The sequence below is a fragment of the Palleronia aestuarii genome, from assembly GCF_003253995.1.
GTDB lineage: Bacteria > Pseudomonadota > Alphaproteobacteria > Rhodobacterales > Rhodobacteraceae > Palleronia > Palleronia aestuarii.
Genome location: NZ_QKZL01000013.1, coordinates 1 through 17958 on the forward strand (window position 1 = coordinate 1; position 17958 = coordinate 17958).

18 protein-coding genes and 2 pseudogenes are annotated in these 17958 nt (G+C 66.3%); 7 read left to right on the forward strand and 13 right to left on the reverse strand.

The window, feature by feature from the left end; all coding sequences use genetic code 11:
• The 5 genes and pseudogenes from LX81_RS13755 to LX81_RS13785 all read right to left on the reverse strand — a co-directional run.
• Positions 1 to 200 (reverse strand): annotated as a pseudogene (locus tag LX81_RS13755) (IS110 family transposase); the annotation flags it as partial.
• Between the two features lie 63 nt (positions 201 to 263).
• On the reverse strand, positions 264 to 563 hold the full coding sequence (locus LX81_RS13760) for a calcium-binding protein (protein ID WP_170133952.1): 300 nt from the start codon (positions 561 to 563) through the stop codon (positions 264 to 266).
• The gene (locus LX81_RS22250) at positions 509 to 703 is read right to left on the reverse strand and encodes a calcium-binding protein (RefSeq protein WP_170133943.1); all 195 of its coding nucleotides are present in this window, start codon (positions 701 to 703) and stop codon (positions 509 to 511) included. Before LX81_RS22250 ends, LX81_RS13760 begins: the two co-directional genes overlap by 55 nt.
• Before the next feature lie 4 nt (positions 704 to 707).
• A complete protein-coding gene (locus LX81_RS22840; RefSeq protein ID WP_234822614.1) occupies positions 708 to 1235 on the reverse strand; it encodes a calcium-binding protein in 528 nt (175 codons plus the stop codon).
• A 47-nt stretch (positions 1236 to 1282) separates the two neighbouring features.
• A pseudogene (locus LX81_RS13785) lies at positions 1283 to 1702 on the reverse strand (IS6 family transposase); the annotation flags it as partial.
• A 629-nt stretch (positions 1703 to 2331) separates the two neighbouring features.
• On the opposite strand from LX81_RS13785, the gene eat reads away from it, so the two are divergent.
• Positions 2332 to 3729, forward strand: a complete 1398-nt coding sequence (eat, locus tag LX81_RS13790) for an ethanolamine permease (protein WP_111537910.1) — start codon at positions 2332 to 2334, stop codon at positions 3727 to 3729.
• A 238-nt stretch (positions 3730 to 3967) separates the two neighbouring features.
• On the opposite strand, the gene minE is transcribed toward eat, so the two are convergent.
• The 8 genes from minE to araD all read right to left on the reverse strand — a co-directional run bounded on the left by minE (position 3968) and on the right by araD (position 12122).
• Positions 3968 to 4237 carry a cell division topological specificity factor MinE gene (gene minE / locus LX81_RS13795; protein WP_111537911.1) on the reverse strand — a complete coding sequence of 90 codons (270 nt, stop codon included), beginning with the start codon at positions 4235 to 4237 and terminating at the stop codon, positions 3968 to 3970.
• A gap of 3 nt (positions 4238 to 4240) precedes the next feature.
• Positions 4241 to 5059 carry a septum site-determining protein MinD gene (minD, locus tag LX81_RS13800; RefSeq protein WP_111537912.1) on the reverse strand — a complete coding sequence of 273 codons (819 nt, stop codon included), beginning with the start codon at positions 5057 to 5059 and terminating at the stop codon, positions 4241 to 4243.
• A gap of 25 nt (positions 5060 to 5084) precedes the next feature.
• On the reverse strand, positions 5085 to 5849 hold the full coding sequence (gene minC, locus LX81_RS13805; protein ID WP_234822615.1) for a septum site-determining protein MinC: 765 nt from the start codon (positions 5847 to 5849) through the stop codon (positions 5085 to 5087).
• 229 nt (positions 5850 to 6078) lie between these two features.
• Positions 6079 to 6789, reverse strand: a complete 711-nt coding sequence (locus tag LX81_RS13810; RefSeq protein WP_111537913.1) for a ribonuclease activity regulator RraA — start codon at positions 6787 to 6789, stop codon at positions 6079 to 6081.
• A gap of 18 nt (positions 6790 to 6807) precedes the next feature.
• Positions 6808 to 7860 carry an SMP-30/gluconolactonase/LRE family protein gene (locus LX81_RS13815; protein WP_234822616.1) on the reverse strand — a complete coding sequence of 351 codons (1053 nt, stop codon included), beginning with the start codon at positions 7858 to 7860 and terminating at the stop codon, positions 6808 to 6810.
• A 54-nt stretch (positions 7861 to 7914) separates the two neighbouring features.
• Positions 7915 to 9444: an aldehyde dehydrogenase (NADP(+)) gene (locus LX81_RS13820; protein WP_111537914.1), complete on the reverse strand. Its 1530-nt coding sequence runs from the start codon at positions 9442 to 9444 to the stop codon at positions 7915 to 7917.
• On the reverse strand, positions 9437 to 10366 hold the full coding sequence (locus LX81_RS13825; protein WP_111537915.1) for a dihydrodipicolinate synthase family protein: 930 nt from the start codon (positions 10364 to 10366) through the stop codon (positions 9437 to 9439). The genes LX81_RS13820 and LX81_RS13825 overlap by 8 nt, the downstream gene beginning before the upstream one ends.
• 13 nt (positions 10367 to 10379) lie before the next feature.
• The gene (gene araD, locus LX81_RS13830; RefSeq protein ID WP_111537916.1) at positions 10380 to 12122 is read right to left on the reverse strand and encodes an L-arabinonate dehydratase; all 1743 of its coding nucleotides are present in this window, start codon (positions 12120 to 12122) and stop codon (positions 10380 to 10382) included.
• A 237-nt stretch (positions 12123 to 12359) separates the two neighbouring features.
• Between araD and LX81_RS13835 the strand changes: the two genes are divergently transcribed.
• The 6 genes from LX81_RS13835 to arsB all read left to right on the forward strand — a co-directional run bounded on the left by LX81_RS13835 (position 12360) and on the right by arsB (position 17957).
• A complete protein-coding gene (locus tag LX81_RS13835; RefSeq protein ID WP_111537917.1) occupies positions 12360 to 13403 on the forward strand; it encodes a type 2 periplasmic-binding domain-containing protein in 1044 nt (347 codons plus the stop codon).
• 79 nt (positions 13404 to 13482) lie between these two features.
• Positions 13483 to 13902 carry a tripartite tricarboxylate transporter TctB family protein gene (locus LX81_RS13840; protein WP_111537918.1) on the forward strand — a complete coding sequence of 140 codons (420 nt, stop codon included), beginning with the start codon at positions 13483 to 13485 and terminating at the stop codon, positions 13900 to 13902.
• 12 nt (positions 13903 to 13914) lie between these two features.
• Positions 13915 to 15420: a tripartite tricarboxylate transporter permease gene (locus LX81_RS13845; protein ID WP_111537919.1), complete on the forward strand. Its 1506-nt coding sequence runs from the start codon at positions 13915 to 13917 to the stop codon at positions 15418 to 15420.
• A 68-nt stretch (positions 15421 to 15488) separates the two neighbouring features.
• Positions 15489 to 16466 carry a LacI family DNA-binding transcriptional regulator gene (locus LX81_RS13850; RefSeq protein ID WP_111537920.1) on the forward strand — a complete coding sequence of 326 codons (978 nt, stop codon included), beginning with the start codon at positions 15489 to 15491 and terminating at the stop codon, positions 16464 to 16466.
• 84 nt (positions 16467 to 16550) lie between these two features.
• Positions 16551 to 16883 (forward strand): ArsR/SmtB family transcription factor, encoded by a 333-nt coding sequence (locus LX81_RS13855; protein WP_111537921.1) that lies wholly within the window; start codon positions 16551 to 16553, stop codon positions 16881 to 16883.
• Positions 16884 to 16910: 27 nt separating this feature from the next.
• The gene (arsB, locus tag LX81_RS13860; protein ID WP_111537922.1) at positions 16911 to 17957 is read left to right on the forward strand and encodes an ACR3 family arsenite efflux transporter; all 1047 of its coding nucleotides are present in this window, start codon (positions 16911 to 16913) and stop codon (positions 17955 to 17957) included.
• The last annotated feature ends 1 nt before the right edge of the window (position 17958 follow it).

Consider the following 17958-nt stretch of genomic DNA (forward strand, 5'->3'; position numbering starts at 1 on the left):
CGTGTCAGCTCCCGCCCCCAGAAATGCGCGCCACCGCAGGCTTCCATCGCCACGAGGCAGGGCGGCAGCTTGCCGAAGAACTCGAGCACCGCGGCCCTTCTGAGCTTCTTGCGAAAGACCACGCCACCTCTGGCGTCAGCGCCATGGACCTGAAACACATTCTTCGCGAGATCCAATCCGACCGTGGTAATCTCCGACATGACCGCCTCCCAAAATGGATTGTTGCGATCCCACCCTGGCACGTCGATGCCGTCGGGGGGCGGTTACAGCATCAGAGCCTCGCCACCGTAGAGCGTGTCGTTGCCGTGATTACCCAACAAGGCATCATGACCCTGACCACCGAGGATGCGATCGGCTCCGCCGCCGCCATACACATCGTCATTGCCGCTGCCGGCACCAAGCTTGTCGGCCCCCTCATTCCCGTAGAGGGTGTCGTCGTCTACCCCACCCCAGAGGGTGTCGGCCCCACCGCCGCCCCAGAGGCGATCCGATCCGGCACCTCCGCCCATCAGATCGTTGCCAGCACCACCCCGGAGAACGTCGTTCCCGAGCGCACCCCAGATCTTTGGTCACGTCCGCCGCCGCCGTTCAGGACATCGTCACCAGCCGCTCCTGCCACCGAATCATTGCCGATGCCACCGAACGCCTTGTCGTTCCCGGCCCCGGCGTAGATCACGTCGGCCCCGCGATGTCCGAACAGCATATCGTTACCGCCCCCCGCCTAGAATGCGATCGTTATCGGCCCCGGCCTCGATCCGGTCGTTACCACGCCCGCCGATCAGCGTGTCGGCACCCCCATGCCCAACGAGCCGGTCGTTGCCGCTTTCCCCGAACAGGCTGTCGTTGCCCGCGCCTCTCATCAGGGTGTGGGCGCCACCGCCGCCAAACAGCACATCGTAGCCGCCGTTTCCGAACAGACGATAGTTTCCGGCAAACCCTATCAGCCGGTCGTCCTGAAACGATCCGTCCAGCGTGTCGGACCCTGATAAAACATATGAAAGCGCGCCGAACCCGTCTCCCCGGTCAACGAAACTCTGGAGCGTACTGGCGTCGCGGTCGACATCCGTCACCTCAAAGTAGGTCGTTCCCCGGTAGGTCTTGAAGTAACTCTCGAGGTCTCCGTAGAGCAGCGTCGCCTTGCGACGGCTAGAGCTAAGAGGGGCATTTCCGTCAGCGCGTAATGTGACAGCGACCTTGGCGACGTCAGCCCAGATCGAATGAGCATCTTGTTTCATTCGTCGACGTCCGTCTGCGGTGGCGTTTGTCGGTGTCTTTGAGAGATTGGCGATCTGGTCATGCGTGGCGAGGAACCGCTGCGCCACTCGTCGGTGGTAATCACACGCGGAACGCGCCTTTGCCGCTTCATGAGCTTGCGTAGAAGGCGTCTGGCGGCCCGGGCGTCGCGGTGGCTCTGGACGAGGATGTCGAGCACGACGCCATGCTGATCGCCGGCACGCCAAAGCCAGTGTGTCTTGCCGGCAATCGAAATCACGACCTCGTCGAGGCGCCATTTGTCGCCAGTCGCGGTCTGACGCCGGCGGATCTCGGCGGCATAGGTTCCACCTGAATTCATCCCCCACCGGCGGATCGTTTCGTGGCTTACCCCAATCCCGCGCTCGGCCAGCATTTCCTCGACCATCCGCAGGCTCAGCGGGAACCGGAAGTAGAGCCAGACGGCATGGGCAACGATCAAGGCAGGATAGCAGTGTCCGGAGTAGAGAGCAGCGCGATTGGCTGTCATCCTTGAAGGCTACCTAGCAACCGCAAGTCCGGCCAGTCCGCTAAGTTGACGGTGCCCCCCTGCCCGCTGGTAGGAGAACATTGTCGAGCATTTTAACAATCTCCGTCGTGCCTGCCTCTTGAGCAAACGAAGTCCCGGGCCGACCGGAGGGGCGCAAACGGGCCGACGACGCATTTCCGCGTGATCTCCGCATATTGCTTTCCCGCGCCGTCGACACAATGCTGATCGGGACCGCGTCGCTCGATGATGCGCCAATTTGCGCCGCGCGTGCGACCCGAAGGCCCGCGCGGCATCCGATACCTGGCTAGCGCGGGCCGCGATGGCGCAACATTATTCCGGCTTTGTGCCGATATTTGCGAAGGGTTCGTCCTCTCCGTCGAGAGGGTGCCGCAAGATGCCTGACCCCGTGGCCGAGGGCCTAGACACCCTGGAGCGGTTAGCCCGGCGCATCGGCGTCTCTAAAGTCCGCGCCGCACGGCGCAGGGTCGACACCTCGGACACGAAGCTTACGAATTTTCCGAACGACGGCGCGACGGATATCCTTTGCCGCGCCGAGAGCCTTCCTGCCTTTCCATCAGAAGGATGATCCCATGAGCGACACCGACATCGATCGCGGCTATCTCGAGAAACGGCAGCTCCAACGCGGCACGGCCGGCTGGGTGCTCCTCGCGGGGCTCGGCGTCTCCTACGTCATCTCGGGCGATTTCGCGGGCTGGAACTTCGGCATCGGAGAGGCCGGCTGGGGCGGCTTCGTCATCGCCGCGATCCTGATGGGACTGATGTACTTCACCCTGGTCCTGTCGCTTGCAGAAATGTCGGCGGCGATCCCGGCAGCGGGGGGCGGCTACAGCTTCGCGCGGCAGGCGATGGGGCCTGCCGGGGGCTATCTCACCGGCCTCGCGGTCCTCATCGAATACGCGCTCGCGCCCGCAGCCATCGTCATCTTCATCGGCGCCGCGGTCGAAAGCCTGATCGGACTCGATGGGCCCATCGTCTACGCCGTCTTTTACGCCGTCTTCGTTGGTATTCACCTCGCGGGCGTGGGCGAGGCGCTGAAGGTGATGATGGTGATCTCGGGCCTTGCCGTCTTCGCCATCCTCGCGACCTCGCTGGCGCTCGTCCCCCATTTCGACGCGGCCAACCTCTTCGACATCGCCCCCACCGAGGCGGCTCTCGCCTCCAGCTTCCTGCCCTACGGCATCTTCGGTGTCTGGGCGGCGCTGCCCTTCGCCATGTGGCTGTTCCTCGCCGTCGAGGGCGTGCCCCTCGCAGCAGAGGAGGCGCGCGATCCCGCCCGCGACATGCCCAAGGGCATTATCGGCGCGATGGTGTTCCTTCTCGTCACCGCGGCGCTCGTCACGATCCTGCTGGCGGGCGCGGGCGGGGCGGAGATGATCGGACAGTCCGGCGTTCCGCTCGTGGACGCGCTCGACGCGGTGGGGATCGGCTGGCTGGCGACCCTCGTGAACGTGCTGGCGCTCGCGGGCCTGATCGCGTCGTTCTTCTCGATCATCTACGGCTATTCGCGGCTGGTCTTCGCGCTGTCCCGGGCGGGCTATCTCCCGCGCGCACTCTCGATCACCAACGATCGCAAGGTGCCCGCGCGGGCGCTGATCGTTCCGGGCGTCCTCGGCTTTCTCGCCTCCCTTTCCGGACAGGGCGACCTGATGCTGGCCATGGCGGTGGTGGGCGCGACGATCTCCTACGCGCTGATGGCCTGGAGCCATATCGAGCTTCGCCGCACCCAGCCCAACCTCGCACGACCCTATCGCACCCCCGGCGGCACGGCGACGAGCGGCATCGCGCTGGTGCTCTCGCTCGTCGCGCTGACCGGAGTGTTCGCCTTCGACCCGCGCGCCTTCCTTTTTACCCTGATCCTCTTCGCCATCGGCGCGGCGTATTTCTTCTTCTACTCGCGCCACCACCTCGTAGCGAAGACGGCGGAGGAAGAATTCGCGATGCTGGAGACGGCGCAGGCGGAGATCTGAGGACCGGAAAAATCAGACTTGGCGGGTCGTGCCGCCAAGCTCTGCTGCAGAGATCGGGTATCGCCGTGAGCGACAGGCAGTGATTGGTCCGGACGTCGTCCATCGGCACCGGGCAACTCCCGCACCGGGCGTGATTGCAACCCAGTTCGGTACCGGTCGGCCCCAAATTCTTGTACAAGTCGAGGAGCGCCGGGGCTCCGGGAACGCTCCCGCGGCGTTAAGACCGCCGCGGCGCGTCTTACCCCGCGGGGCGCGGTTGGGCGTCGGGGACCTCGATGTTGATCTCGAGGCTCGACATGTCGTCGCCGCGCTCGAGCTTGATCTCGACCGCATCGCTGTCGACCCGCATGTGGCGCCGGACGACCTCCAGGATGTCGCGCTGGAGCAGAGGCAGCAGGTCCGAGCGGGCACGATCGCTGCGATCATGGGCAAGCAGGATCTGCAGCCGTTCCTTCGCGGCCTGGGCGCTGTTGTTCTGCTGCGGCGGCTTGCGGAAGAATCCGAACATCGCTTACGCCCTCCGGCCGAGGAAGCGTCGCAGGAAGCTGGGACGTTCCTCGGGCTGGATGCGCATTTCGAGCTGTTCGCCGATCAGCCGGGAGACCGCGTCCTCGTAGGCCTTGCCGGCATTGGACGTCTCGTCCATCACGACCGGCATCCCGACATTGGAGGCACGCAGCACCGTGGGGCTCTCGGGAATGATCCCCAGAAGCGGGATGGCGAGGATCTCCAGCACGTCGTCGATGGGCATCATCTCGCCCCGCGAGACACGGTCGGTGTCGTAGCGGGTCAGAAGGAGATGCGCCTTGACCGGATCGCCCTCGCCCTTCTCGGCGCGGCGGGTCTTGGAATTCAGAAGTCCCAGGACCCGGTCGCTGTCGCGCACCGAGGACACCTCGGGATTGGTCACGACGACGGCCTCGTCGGCGAAGTACATGGCGAGATGCGCGCCGCGCTCGATGCCGGCGGGGCTGTCGCAGATGATGTAGTCGAACTCTTCCTTGAGCTCGCCCAGCACCTTCTCGACGCCCTCGAGCGTCAGAGCGTCCTTGTCGCGGGTCTGCGAGGTGGGAAGCACCGACAGCGTGTCGAGACGACGATCCTTGACAAGCGCCTGGTTGAGCTTGGCGTCGCCCTGGATGACGTTGATCAGATCGAAGACGACCCGCCGCTCGCAGCCCATGATCAGGTCGAGGTTGCGCAGACCCACGTCGAAGTCGATGACGACCGTCTTGTGCCCGCGCTTGGCGAGACCCGCCCCGATGGCGGCGGTGGATGTGGTCTTGCCGACGCCACCCTTTCCGGACGTGACGACAATGGTCTTGGCCAAGGGATGTCCTCCTGTTCTGGGAAGGCTATGCGAGTTTCTCGATACAGAGCATCTCGTCGCGAAGGAAGACCTGCACCCGCTCGTTGAGCAAATCAGTGCTCATGCTCTCGCTGGTTTTGTAAAGACCAGAGATGGCGAGGAGTTCGGCGTCAAGGCTCTGACAGAAAATCCGCGCGTTGGTGTCACCGTTGACACCGGCCAGGGCACGACCGCGAAGCCGGCCGTAGATGTGTATGCTGCCCTCGGCGATCAGTTCGGCCCCGGCACTGACGGAGGCCACGACGATCAGGTCGCCGCGGTCGTTGAAGATGCGCTGACCGGACCGTACCGGCTCCGTGATCAGGCGCGTGGTGGGCGCAGCCTCGGGTTCGGGCTCTGCCGGGGCGGGCTTCGGGGCCGGGTCGCTCTTGCGCGCGGTCCGCTCGAGCGGAACCTCGCGGCCGCCTGGCATCGGGATCAGTCCCGCCGCGCGCGCCACGGCCGCCTGCTCCTCGGTTCCGTTCTGAACTCCGAAGACCGACAGACCGCGATTCTTGAGCCCGTCGATGAGCCGGACGAGCTCGGCCTTGGGCAGCGTTCCCGCCACCTTCTCCAGATCGAGCACCATGGGCGCATCTTCGAAGAAGGCCGGGATCTGGCTGATATGCGCGTCGAGCGCGGTGAAGAAGGCGTCGTCCATTCCCGTATCGAGCCGCAGCGCCACGGCGGTGAAGAACCGGCCACGGATCTGGAACGGCTTGATCGAGGCGGGACTGGCCGCGGCGTTGGTTCGGACGTCTTGTCGTTGCACGCGAGCGGACCCTTCCTGCGGACGTTACGGGAAGTTTTCAGGATTTCGGGACGGCGATCTTGCCCGTCATTCGATGTTGTCCGTCTTTAATCGTAGCGTCAGCCGCCGACAACCCTCCAATCGGCTCGCGGGGTGCCATCGACCTCCCCGCCCCTTGCCGATTGCGTCATCCGGCGCGCGTCGTCGGACCGTGGAACGGCAGGGCAGCCCGACGAGCCCCGCGCAGCCCCTAGCGGTTGTTGGCTTTCCGCCAATCGGCGAAGGCCGCCGCGTGTTCATCCTTGGTCTGCGGATAGAGGCCGATGATGGTCTCGCCCGCGCGGACGCGTTCGATGACGAAATCCTCGTAGGCCGTCATCTCGACCGCCTCGTCCGCGATCTCCCCGGCGATCTCGTGCGGGATGACGATGACGCTGTCGTCGTCGCCGACGATGATGTCGCCGGGAAAGACCGGCGCGTCGCCGCAGCCGATCGGCTCGTCGAGGGCGATGGCCTCGTTCAGGGTCAGGTTCGTCGGGCTGGAGGGGCGCGTGTGATAGGCGGGCATCTCCATCTCGGCGATGTTCATCGCGTCGCGGAAGCCGCCATCGGTGACCACGCCCGCCGCGCCGCGCATCATCAGCCGCGTGATCAGGATGTCGCCCGCGCTCGCCGCGGCGGCGCTCTTGCGGCTGTCCATCACGAGGACATGGCCCGGCGGGCAGGTCTCGATCGCCACGCGCTGCGGATGCTCGGGGTTGCGGAACTCCACGAGCTGGTTGCGGTCCTCGCGCGCAGGCATGTAGCGCAGCGTGAAGGCGGGGCCCACCATGTTGCGGCCCTTGCGCCCGACCGGCCCGACGCCCTGGATCACCTGGTTGCGCAGGCCCCGCTTGTAGAGCGCGGTGGCAAGCGTCGCCACCGAGACTCCCATCAGCTTTTCCCGTGTCCGATCGTCCATCGTTCTTCCTTCCAGATGTCAGAGCAGGTTGGCGCCGCGCTTGTTGACGTACACGGCGTAGAGCGAGTGGCTGCTCGCCATGAACAGCCTGTTCCCGTGACGCCCCCCGAAACAGAGGTTGGCGCAGCGTTCGGGCAGATGGATGTGGCCGATGGCCCGGCCGGACGTGTCGAACACCCGCACCCCGTCGAGCGCCGCGGAATCCGCCTCCGGCGCGCCGTTGCTGCCCCAGCCGCACCAGAGGTTGCCGTCGACGTCGCAGGCCATGCCGTCGAGCGCGCCGTATCCCGTCGCAACGATATGCTGGCGCTTGCCCGACAGGGCGCCATCGGCGCCCACGTCGTAGGCCCAGACCAAGCGATCCGGCGTGGCACGTCCCTCCACCACATAGAGATGCCGTCCGTCCGGCGAGAAGACGATGCCGTTCGGGCCCTTCAGATCGTCGAGGACGAGATCGAGGGTTCCGTCGGGAGAGATCCGGTAGACGCCGTGGAAGTCGAGCTCCGGCTCCGCCTTCTCGCCCTCGTAGAAGTTCAAGATCTGGAAGGGCGGGTCGGTGAACCAGATCGCCCCTTCCGCATCGACGGCGAGATCGTTGGGCGAATTGAGCCGCTTGCCGTCATGGGAATCGGCGAGGACCGTGACCGAACCGTCGTACTCGGTGCGGGTGACGCGCCGCATCCCGCCCTCGCAGGTGACGAGCTGTCCCTCGCGGTCGCGGATGTTGCCGTTCGACCAGCCCGAAGGGCGGCGGAACTCGCTCGCCGTTCCGGTAACCTCGTCCCAGCGGATCATCCGGTCGTTCGGTATGTCGCTGATCAGAAGATAGCGCCCGTCGCCGAACCAGACGGGCCCCTCCATCCAGCTGAAACCGGTCGCAAGGCGTTCCACGCTGCTGTTGAATATCCGCAGATTTGCGAATGCCGGGTCGAGTATCTCGATCGCGGGGTCGGGATAGCGCATCGACGGCGCCCATTCCGCCATCGCACGCCCTCCGCCAAGGCTCAGGGCCGCCATTGCAAGTCCGCCGCACAGGACATGGCGCCGCCCCCGGTCGATGATGTGATCCAAGTCATTCTCCCCCCTGACGCGGTCGGCAGACCAGCTCCGCCGACCGCCAGCCGTTCAGTTTCGCAGGTCCTCGGGCAGGAGCGCCTCGGGGATGTTCTGATAGCAGACCGGCCGCAGGAAGCGGCGGATCGACAACGTGCCGACGCTGGTCGCGCCGAAATTGGTCGATGCCGGGTAAGGGCCGCCATGCACCATCGCATCCGCGACCTCCACGCCGGTCGGAAAGCCGTTGGCCAGCACCCGCCCCGCCTTGCGCTCGAGGATCGGCAGGAGACGGCGGCCGAGCGCGGCGTCGTCCTCGTCGAGATGCAACGTGGCGGTGAGCTGTCCCTCGAAGCCTCGGGCGAGCCGCTCCATGTCGTCCGGCCCCGTGACGCGGACGACGAGGCCGAGCGGGCCGAACACCTCCGCGCCGAGCGCGTGGTCCTGCAGGTAGGCCTCCGCGTCGGTCTCGTAGAGGTTCGGGCTGGCGCTGCGGCCCTCCTGCCCGGTCTCGAGCAAGGCGCGCACGGCGTTGCGGCCGCCGAAACGAGCCTGGCCATCGCGATAGGCGCGGGCGATACCGTCGGTCAGCATGCTCTGGGGGCCGACATCCTCGAGCGCGGCCTTTGCGGCCGCGACGAAGGCGTCGCCCGCCTCGCCCCTCTCCACGACGGCGATGCCGGGATTGGTACAGAACTGCCCCGCCCCCATCGTCAGCGATCCGGCCCAGCCGCGACCGATCTCCGCGCCGCGGGACTTCGCGGCGGCAGGCAGGACGAACATCGGGTTCACCGAGCCGAGCTCCCCGTAGAACGGGATCGGCTCGGGGCGCTGCGCGCAGAGATCGAAAAGCGCGCGGCCACCCGCGAGCGAGCCGGTGAACCCGACGGCGCGGATCAGCGGATGCTGGACCAGGGCCTGACCGACCTCGCGGGTTCCGCCCTGGATCATCGAATACACGCCGGCCGGCATGCCCGTCTTCTCGACCGCCTCGAGGACCGCCTCGGCCACGATCTCGGCGGTGCCGGGATGCGCGGAATGCCCCTTGACCACGACCGGGCAGCCGGCCGCGAGAGCGGCGGCGGTGTCGCCGCCCGCGGTGGAGAAGGCGAGCGGGAAGTTCGACGCGCCGAAGACGGCGACAGGGCCGATCGGGCGCTGGATCATCCGCAAATCGGGCCGCGGCAGCGGCTGGCGGTCGGGCAGCGCCGCGTCGTGGCGGCGGTCGAGATAGTCGCCCTTCCTCAGATGCTCCGCGAAGAGGCGGAGCTGACCCGTGGTGCGGCCGCGCTCGCCCTGGAGCCGCGCCTCGGGCAGTCCGGTTTCCTGCGTGCCGATCTCAGTGATCGCGTCGCCGCGCGCCTCGATCGCATCGGCGATGGCGTCGAGAAAGCCCGCCCGCGTCTCCCGGTCGGAATAGCCGTAGGTCCAGAACGCCTCCTCGGCGGCCGCGCAGGCGCGATCCACATGGGCTGGCGTACCGACGGAGAAATCGTGTGCCGCCTCCGCCGCGACGGGTTCGGACGCGAACGTGCTGTCGCCCTCCACCCATTCGCCCGCGATGAGATGCCGGCCATGCGGCTTGAAGGTGTCGTCAAGCATGGCTGTGCTCCTTAGCTTTGGATTGGAGAAGGCCGTTGGCGGCGAGGAAGTCCTGCAGCTTTTCTTGCTGCGCATCGCTCAGCGGCCAGGCCGAGGGGGGGCGGGTGGGTCCGCAATCCTGGCCGAGCGCCATCAGCGCCGCCTTGACCCCGGTGACGTTGGTGCCGTTCAGCTCTTCGGCCCGGATGTCCTCGAAGGCGCGCATCTCCGCGATCAGGCGGTTCGCTTCCGCGAAATCGCCACCCTCCAGCGCGGCATGGATCGCGACCGAGCGCTCCGGCCAGACGTTGATCAGACCGGAGGTGAAGCCGCGCGCGCCGACCGCGTAGAAGCTCGGCGCCCAGACCTCGGCGAGGCCGCCCACCCAGGTGATCGAGGGATCGCAGGCCTCGATCGCCGCGGCGAGACGCATCGGGTTCGGCGTCGCCCATTTCACGCCCTTCACGCCCGGCAGGTCGCAGAGCGCGCGGATGCCGTCCGTGCCGATGGCGTCGTTCCTGAGATAAAGCATGACCGGCAGCCCGCCCGCGGCCTCGCTCACCGCGCGGACGTAGTCGACCGTGCCGCGTGGGGCGACGAAGGGATCGGGCGGCTGGTGGATCATCAACGCGCTCGCACCCGCCCTGGCGGACGTTTCGGCGAGCAGGCAGGCGTCGCGGATGCCACGGCCCACGCCCGCCAGAAGCGGCGCGCGGTCGCCCACCATCGCGGCGACCTCGCGCACCATCGTGCAGGCCTCCTCGGTGGTCAGCGCGTAGAATTCACCCGTATTCCCGTTCACGACCGGCATGTGCACGCCCGCCCCGAGCGCGCGGTCGAGGATCGGCGCGAGACGGTCGGGGGCGATCTCGCCCTTTGCGTCGTAGGGCGTGACGAGGATGCCGGAGATGCCGCCGAGGGCGCGGTCGAGGTCGTGGGTCATCATGCTTTCCGGTTCAGAAGATGTCGGGTTCGCCGGCGGCCGCGCCGTGGCCCCGCTCGAGATAGTCGAAATCGCAGCCGGTATCGGCCTGTCCCACGTGGCGCGAGAACATCCAGCCCCAGCCGCGCTCGAACTTTGGCTCTGGCCGGACCCAGGCCGCGCGGCGGCGCTCCAGCTCGTCCTCGTCCACCAGCATGTCGAGCCGGCGGGCGGGCAGGTCCATGCGCACCATGTCCCCCGTCCGCAACAACGCCAGCGGTCCGCCGACGAAGCTCTCGGGGGCTACGTGAAGGACGCAGGCGCCGTAAGATGTCCCCGACATCCGTGCGTCGGAGATCCGCAGCATGTCGCGATGCCCCTGCCGAACCAAGGCCTTCGGAAGCGGCAACATGCCCCATTCCGGCATGCCCGGTCCGCCGAGCGGGCCGGCATTGCGAAGCACCATCACGTGGTCGGGCGTCACGTCGAGATTTTCGTCGTCGACGGCCTTCTTCATCTCCGGATAGCTGTCGAAGACCAGCGCCGGTCCTTCGTGGACGTGGAATTTCGGATCGCAGGCGGCGGGCTTGATGACCGCACCGTCGGGGCAGAGGTTGCCGCGCAGGACCGCGAGCGACCCCTCGTGGTAGACCGGGTTCGACAGCGGGCGGATCACGTCGTCGTTGTAGACCTCCGCGCCGTCGAGGTTCTCGCCGAGGGTGCGGCCGGTGACGGTGAGGCAGGACGTGTCGAGACGTTCCTCCATCTGCTTCATCAGCGCGCGCAGACCGCCGGCGTAGAAGAAATCCTCCATCAGGTAGTCCTTGCCCGACGGCCGGACATTGGCCACGAGCGGCGTGGTGCGGCCGAGCGCGTCGAGATCGTCGAGCGTCAGGTCCACACCCGCGCGGCGCGCCATCGCGATCAGGTGGACGACCGCGTTGGTGGAGCATCCCGTGGCCATCGCCACGATCGCGGCGTTGCGCACTGCGGCGTCGGTTACGATCCGGTCGGGCGTCAGCCCTTCCCACACCATGTCCACGATCCGCCGGCCGCATTCCGACGACATCCGCTGATGGCCGGAATCGGGCGCGGGGATCGACGACGCGCCGGGCAACGTCAGACCCATCGCGTCGGTGATGGCCGTCATCGTCGAGGCGGTCCCCATCGTCATGCAGGTGCCGACCGAGCGCGCGATACCGCCCTGGATACCCAGCCATTCCGCGTCGCTGATGTTGCCTGCCCGGCGTTCGTCCCAGAACTTCCAGGCGTCCGAGCCGGAGCCGAGGATGCGTCCCGCGTAATGGCCGCGCAGCATCGGACCGGCGGGCAGATAGATCATCGGCACGCCCGCGGTGATCGCGCCCATGACGAGGCCCGGCGTGGTCTTGTCGCAGCCGCCCATCAGCACCACGCCGTCGAAGGGATGCGAGCGGATCATCTCCTCCGTCTCCATCGCCAGCATGTTGCGGTAGAGCATCGAGGTGGGCTTGGTGAAGCTCTCGTCGACGGAAAGCGACGGCATCTCGAGGGCGAAGCCCCCGGCCATCTGCACCCCGCGCTTCACGTCCTGCGCCCGCTCGCGGAAATGGCCGTGGCACGAATTGATCTCGGACCAGGTGTTGAGGATGCCGATGATCGGCCGGTTCAGGAATTCCTCCTCGGCGTAGCCGAGCTGCATGAGGCGCGACCGGTGACCGAAACTGCGCAGGTCGTCGGGCGCGAACCAGCGGGCGCTGCGAAGCTGATCGGCCGCGATCCTGTGATCTTCATCCATGAGCCACCTCCCTCGGGCACTTTCCCTCTGTATGCGTATACATCAAGGAGGCGTCAAGCCGAGGAAGGCAGGTTTACCGTATATCAGCGTTCAAAGGCCCACAATACCGCCGCTCATCGCATTCACTCGTGATTGACATTGGCCAAATGTATGCGCATTCATACCCCGGACCGGGGGAGGAATCATCCCGGCAGACCTTTTCAGCGACCGGCCGAGCGAGGCCGAGGGAGGAACGAGATGACTGTCACCCGCCGTCTTTTGCTGAGCGCCGCCGGCGCCGCGCTCATCGTCATGCCCGTCATGACGGAGGCCCAGAATCTGCCGCGCAACATCCGCATGGTCATCGGGTCGTCCTCGACCGGGGGCGACACGTACCAGAACGCATCGATCCTCGCCGACGCGCTGAGCGAGCATCTGGGGGTGAACGTCCGCGTCGATCCCGTCGGTGCGTCCGAGGCGTTCAAGGCGCTTGCCCGCGACAGCCGCGGCACGACGATCATGATGCACCACGACCAGTCCTACCTGCAGGAACTCTACGGCGTTGAGGGCTCTCCCGACATCTTCGAGGAGTTCACCGTCGGGCCGACGATCTCCGTCAATCCCGGCAACGCCTATCTGGTGCCCGCGGACAGCCCCTACCAGACCATCGAGGATGTCCTCGCCGCCGCCGAAGCGGGCGAACGGGTCCGGGTCGCGATCCAGCCAGGCGGCGTGTCGGAGATCGGTTTCACCGCGATGCGCAACGCTGCCCGTATGAGTGCTCCCGGCTCGGAGGACAACATCGTCCCGGTCAATACCGGCGACCAGGCCGACAAGAACCAGGCGATGTGGGACGACCTCGCCGACGTCATCAACGGCTCGATCCAGGCCAACGAGCAGTTCACCCAGCTGCCCGAAAACGATCCGACCGCGATGCGCTTCGTCTGGATCACCGCGACGCCCGAGACGCTCAACCAGGCGCCCGAGGCGGGCCTCGGCGAGACCGACCGCGCCGAGATGCTGAGCTTTGCCGCGCCCGAAGTGTCCGTTCCGATGACGGAGGAGGAAGATTTCACCTTCGACAAGGAATTCTTCCTGATGTTCAACATCGAGACCGACCCCGCGCTGGTCGAGGCGATCGATACGGCGATGGGAGAGATCTATGCCGAAGGCGAGATCCAGCAGCGCTTCCTCGACGCGTTCTTCACGCCCCAATACCGCCCGATGGCGGAGGCGCAGGAACATCTGCGAGCGAAGAACGACGATTACGAGACCATCATCTCCGAACTGAAGTCCGAATAGGCTCCGCCCGTATCGGGGCCCGGCCGTCCGACGGGCGGCCGGGCTCCTGTCGAAACGCCGCGCCGGAGGGAAAGAGCGGATGGACAACCTGACCAGGGTCACGATCGATTTTCAGACCTCGCACTTGATCTTCCCCATCATGATCGCCGTCCTGCTGGGTCTCCTCGGCCTCGCGATCCTCGTGCGCGACCGCGCGGCGATCCTCGGATCGGGCCGGATGTGGGCGGCGACCTTCCGGGAGATGGACAAGCCGCGGTTCCTCGGCACCCTGGCGCTCACGGTCGTCTATTTCCTGCTGATGGTTCCCGTGGGGAACATCTGGCCGAACACCGGTTACGGCTTCCTCATCTGCTCGGTCCCCTACGTCATCGTGCTCGGGCTTCTCTTCATGCACGAACGCACGCCCGCCAAGCTCGGCGCCATGCTCGCCGTCGCCCTGGTCGCGCCACCCCTGATCTGGTGGCTCTTCTCCGAAGTCTTCTTCCTCACCCTGCCATAGGGACCCATCGTCATGGATCTCCTCGCCCACCTGATCGACCCCTGGTTCCTGGGCCTCATCTTCGGCGGCACGCTGATGGGGATCATGTTCGGGGCGATTCCCGGCATGACCGCGACGATGGCCGTCGCCGTCTGCCTGCCCTTGACCTTCCCGCTCGGCCTCGTCAACAGCCTCGCGCTCCTCCTGAGCCTCTATGTAGGCGGCATCACCGGCGGTCTCGTCCCCGCGATCCTTCTTGGTATCCCGGGCACGCCGTCCTCGATCACCACGACCTTCGACGGCTTTCCCATGGCCAAGCGCGGCGAGGGTGAACGCGCGCTCAAGATCGCCATCGTGGCCTCCGTCGTGGGCGGGCTCGTCTCGCTTGTCGCGCTCTACTTCTTCGCACCCGTCCTCGCGCAATTCGCGATCAAGTTCTCCTACGTGGAGAAGTTTCTCATCATCTTCTTCGCGCTGACCGTGATGGCCGCCCTGTCGAGCGACATGCTCCTCGGCATCTTCTCCGGCGTCCTCGGCATCTTCCTGTCGCTCGTCGGCACCTACGACATCACCAACGGCGGCAACGGACATACGCGGCTGATACCGCCGGGCATGGAATACTGGCTCGACGGGGGCTTCGCCCTCCTGCCGGTGCTGATCGGTATCTTCGGCGTCACCGTGATCCTCGAGGAGGCGGAGATCGGGATGCCGCGCGGCCAGTCGCTCAAGGACATCGAGGTGGGGCCCCATTCGCGGTTCTCGTTCTCGGTCTTCCGGGGGCAATGGCTGAACCTCATCCGCTCGGGCGGGATCGGCACCTTCGTCGGCATCCTGCCGGGCGTGGGCGGATCGGCCGCGTCGATCCTCTCCTATACGGCCGCCAAGACCACCTCGCGCCATCCCGAACGCTTCGGCAAGGGGGAGCCCGCGGGCGTGATCGCGTCGGAGGCAGGAAATAACGGCCTCACGGGCGGCGCGCTCGTCCCGCTCCTGTCGCTCGGCATCCCGGGCGATTCCACGACCGCGCTCCTCATCGGGGCCTTCGCGCTGCAGGGCATCCAGGTCGGCCCCCTCTTCATCGGGCAGAACGCGGAGACGTGGAACGCGATGATCGTCGCGATGCTCCTGTCGAACCTCGTAATGCTGGTGACGATGTTCTTCGCGATCCGCTGGTTCGCGATGGTGATCGCGGTTCCGAAGCAGATCCTCTACCCGTTCATCCTGATGATGTGCGTGATCGGCGCCTACACGATCAATTACGGCATCATCTTCGACGTCTGGACGCTGCTGATCTTCGGCCTGTTCGGCTGGCTTATGGCAAAGCTCCGGCTGGAAGTGGCCCCCTTCATCATCGGCTTCATCCTCGGGCCGTCGGCGGAGATCTATTTCGTTAAGAGCTTGGAAAGCTTCGGCGATCTGACGATCTTCTTCACGAAAAGCTGGATCGCAGTCGTCCTTTGGATCCTCATCGCCGCTTCCGTCGCGGGGTCCATCGCCATATCACGTCGTAACGCGCGGATGATTTCCCCCTCCGCCTGAACAGGAACGGAGGCGAGGGACGAGTGAAGAAAGGGGCATCGCGACCTCCCGGACCCCGCCGGGTCACCATGCAAGAGGTCGGCCGCATCGCCGGCGTGAGCCAGGTCACGGTCAGCCGCGCGCTGAGCGACCCCTCCAAGGTCTCGCCGGAGACACTGGCCAAGATCATGGGCGCGGTGGAGGCGACCGGGTTCGTGCCGAACGCCATCGCGGGCGCCCTCGCCTCGCGGAAATCGCGTCTCGTCAGCGCGCTCGTACCGTCGATCACCAACGTCGTCTATTCCTCGATGGTGAGGGCGTTTTCAGAACGGCTCCGCGATCACGGCTACCAGATCCTCCTTTCGGAGACCGGTTTCGACCCGGAGGACGAGGAGGCCACGGTGGTGGCGCATCTTTCGCGCAGGCCGGACGCGATCATGCTGACCGGCATCCAGCATTCTCCGCAGGTCCGCCGTCTCCTTCTCGCGGCGGGCATCCCCGTCGTCGAGCTCTGGGACGTCTCCGACAGTCCGATCGACCTATGCGTCGGTTTCCACCATGTCGACGCCGCCCGGGCCGCGGCGGAGTTCGCGATCGATCGCGGCTATACCCACGCCGCCACTGTCACCGCGGGCGACGAACGCGCGAGGCGGCGGCAAGGGGGTTTCGCCGAACGCTTCGGGCGGAACAGCGCCGTCCCCGTTCCCGATTACGACGCGGGCGGCCCGGCAAGCATCGCCGCCGGCCGCGAGGGGTTCGCGGCCCTGCTCGCCGCCAACGATCTTCGCGGCGGCGTCATCTATTGCAGCTCCGACATCCTCGCGCATGGCGTACTGATCGAGGCGCGGTCGCACGGGCTGACGATCCCCGGAGACATCGCGGTGATCGGTTTCGGCGACCAGGAATTCGCGCGCCATCTCGACCCCGCACTGACCACCGTTCGCATCGATCTGCCGAAACTCGGCCAGGCTGCCGCCGACGCCGTGCTGTCGCGCATCAACGGTCAGACCGTCGCCTCGCCCGTCATCGATCTGCGCTTCGACATCATCGCACGCGCCTCGGCCTGACCGAGCCGGGAAGATCGATCGCAAGCAGCCGGGCTGATCCGGCCACGGCTTGACACGGGATCATGTATCTTTATTTCTCGATTTATGGATACGTTCACCGCCCTCGCCGCTTTCTCCGCCTTGAGCCAACCCACCCGGCTCGAGACGTTCCGGCTTCTGGTCCGTGCCGGGCCGGATGGAATGATCGCGGGGCGGGTCGGAGAGGTGCTCGGGGTTCGCCAGAACACGCTCTCGACGAACCTCGGAGTGTTGCGCAACGCCGGACTCGTGCGGACTGTTCGCGAGGGACGCGCGATCCGGTACTTCGCGGATTTCGATGGCCTGTCCGGGCTTCTGCGTTTCCTCCTGGAGGATTGCTGCGGCGGCGCACCGGAGCTTTGCCGGCCCCTCATCGACGATATCGCGTGCAATTGCTGACGAACGAGAGCGGAGCGGATTGATCCCATGACCGATGCGACAGAGGTTGCGCCCTCTCCCCTTGGATCGTTCGAGCGATTGCTGTCGCTTTGGGTCGCGCTCGCCATCGTGGCGGGACTGATCCTCGGAAGCGTCGCTCCGGGGCTCTTCGCGGCGATCGCTTCGGCGGAAATCGCGTCCATCAACCTCGTCATCGCCGTCCTGATCTGGGCCATGGTCTATCCGATGATGATCAGCGTCGATTTCGGCGCGGTCGGCCAGGTCGCGCGGCAACCCAAGGGTCTTCTGCTGACGCTTGCAGTCAACTGGCTCGTCAAGCCGTTCACAATGGCGGCTCTGGCCGTGTTGTTCTTCGAGGTGATCTTTGCGCCCTTTCTCGCGCCCGAGGACGCGCAGCAATACATCGCGGGCCTGATCCTTCTCGGGGCGGCGCCCTGCACCGCCATGGTGTTCGTCTGGTCGCAGCTGACGCGCGGGGACGAGACCTACACGCTCGTCCAGGTCTCGGTGAACGATCTGATCATGATCGTCGCCTTCGCGCCGATCGTCGCGTTCCTCCTCGGTGTGACCGAGATCGCCGTACCGTGGGAAACGCTCGTCATAGCCACCCTACTCTACGTGCTCCTGCCCCTCGCGGCCGGAGCGGTGACGCGGCGCGCCCTGAGAACGGAGGCGCGGATCGACGCCTTCACGGGGCGGGTGAAGCCGCTCTCGGCCATCGGCCTCGTGGCGACTGTGGCCATCCTCTTCGGCCTGCAGGGGAGCGTGATCCTCGAGCGGCCACTCGTCATCGCGCTGATCGCGGTGCCCATCCTGATCCAGAGCTACGGCATCTTCGCGCTGGCCTATGGGGCCGCCTGGGCGATGAAGGTCCCGCACAGGGTCGCCGCGCCCTGCGCCATGATCGGCACGTCGAACTTCTTCGAACTCGCGGTGGCCGTCGCCATCAGCCTCTTCGGGCTGAACTCGGGCGCCGCACTCGCGACCGTGGTCGGCGTCCTCGTCGAGGTGCCGGTCATGCTGTCGCTCGTCGCCTTCGCCAACCGGACCCGGTCCCGCTTTCAGGAGGCATGAG

Coding starts and splice junctions, on each gene's coding strand:
- eat (WP_111537910.1), top strand. CDS start 2,332: ATGAGCGACACCGACATCGATCGCGGCTATCTCGAGAAACGGCAGCTC.
- LX81_RS13835 (WP_111537917.1), top strand. CDS start 12,360: ATGACTGTCACCCGCCGTCTTTTGCTGAGCGCCGCCGGCGCCGCGCTC.
- LX81_RS13850 (WP_111537920.1), top strand. CDS start 15,489: ATGCAAGAGGTCGGCCGCATCGCCGGCGTGAGCCAGGTCACGGTCAGC.
- araD (WP_111537916.1), bottom strand. CDS start 12,122: ATGGATGAAGATCACAGGATCGCGGCCGATCAGCTTCGCAGCGCCCGC.
- LX81_RS13825 (WP_111537915.1), bottom strand. CDS start 10,366: ATGACCCACGACCTCGACCGCGCCCTCGGCGGCATCTCCGGCATCCTC.
- LX81_RS13845 (WP_111537919.1), top strand. CDS start 13,915: ATGGATCTCCTCGCCCACCTGATCGACCCCTGGTTCCTGGGCCTCATC.
- LX81_RS22250 (WP_170133943.1), bottom strand. CDS start 703: ATGCTGTTCGGACATCGCGGGGCCGACGTGATCTACGCCGGGGCCGGG.
- arsB (WP_111537922.1), top strand. CDS start 16,911: ATGACCGATGCGACAGAGGTTGCGCCCTCTCCCCTTGGATCGTTCGAG.
- LX81_RS13855 (WP_111537921.1), top strand. CDS start 16,551: ATGGATACGTTCACCGCCCTCGCCGCTTTCTCCGCCTTGAGCCAACCC.
- minE (WP_111537911.1), bottom strand. CDS start 4,237: ATGTTCGGATTCTTCCGCAAGCCGCCGCAGCAGAACAACAGCGCCCAG.
- LX81_RS22840 (WP_234822614.1), bottom strand. CDS start 1,235: ATGAAACAAGATGCTCATTCGATCTGGGCTGACGTCGCCAAGGTCGCT.
- LX81_RS13820 (WP_111537914.1), bottom strand. CDS start 9,444: ATGCTTGACGACACCTTCAAGCCGCATGGCCGGCATCTCATCGCGGGC.
- LX81_RS13810 (WP_111537913.1), bottom strand. CDS start 6,789: ATGGACGATCGGACACGGGAAAAGCTGATGGGAGTCTCGGTGGCGACG.
- LX81_RS13840 (WP_111537918.1), top strand. CDS start 13,483: ATGGACAACCTGACCAGGGTCACGATCGATTTTCAGACCTCGCACTTG.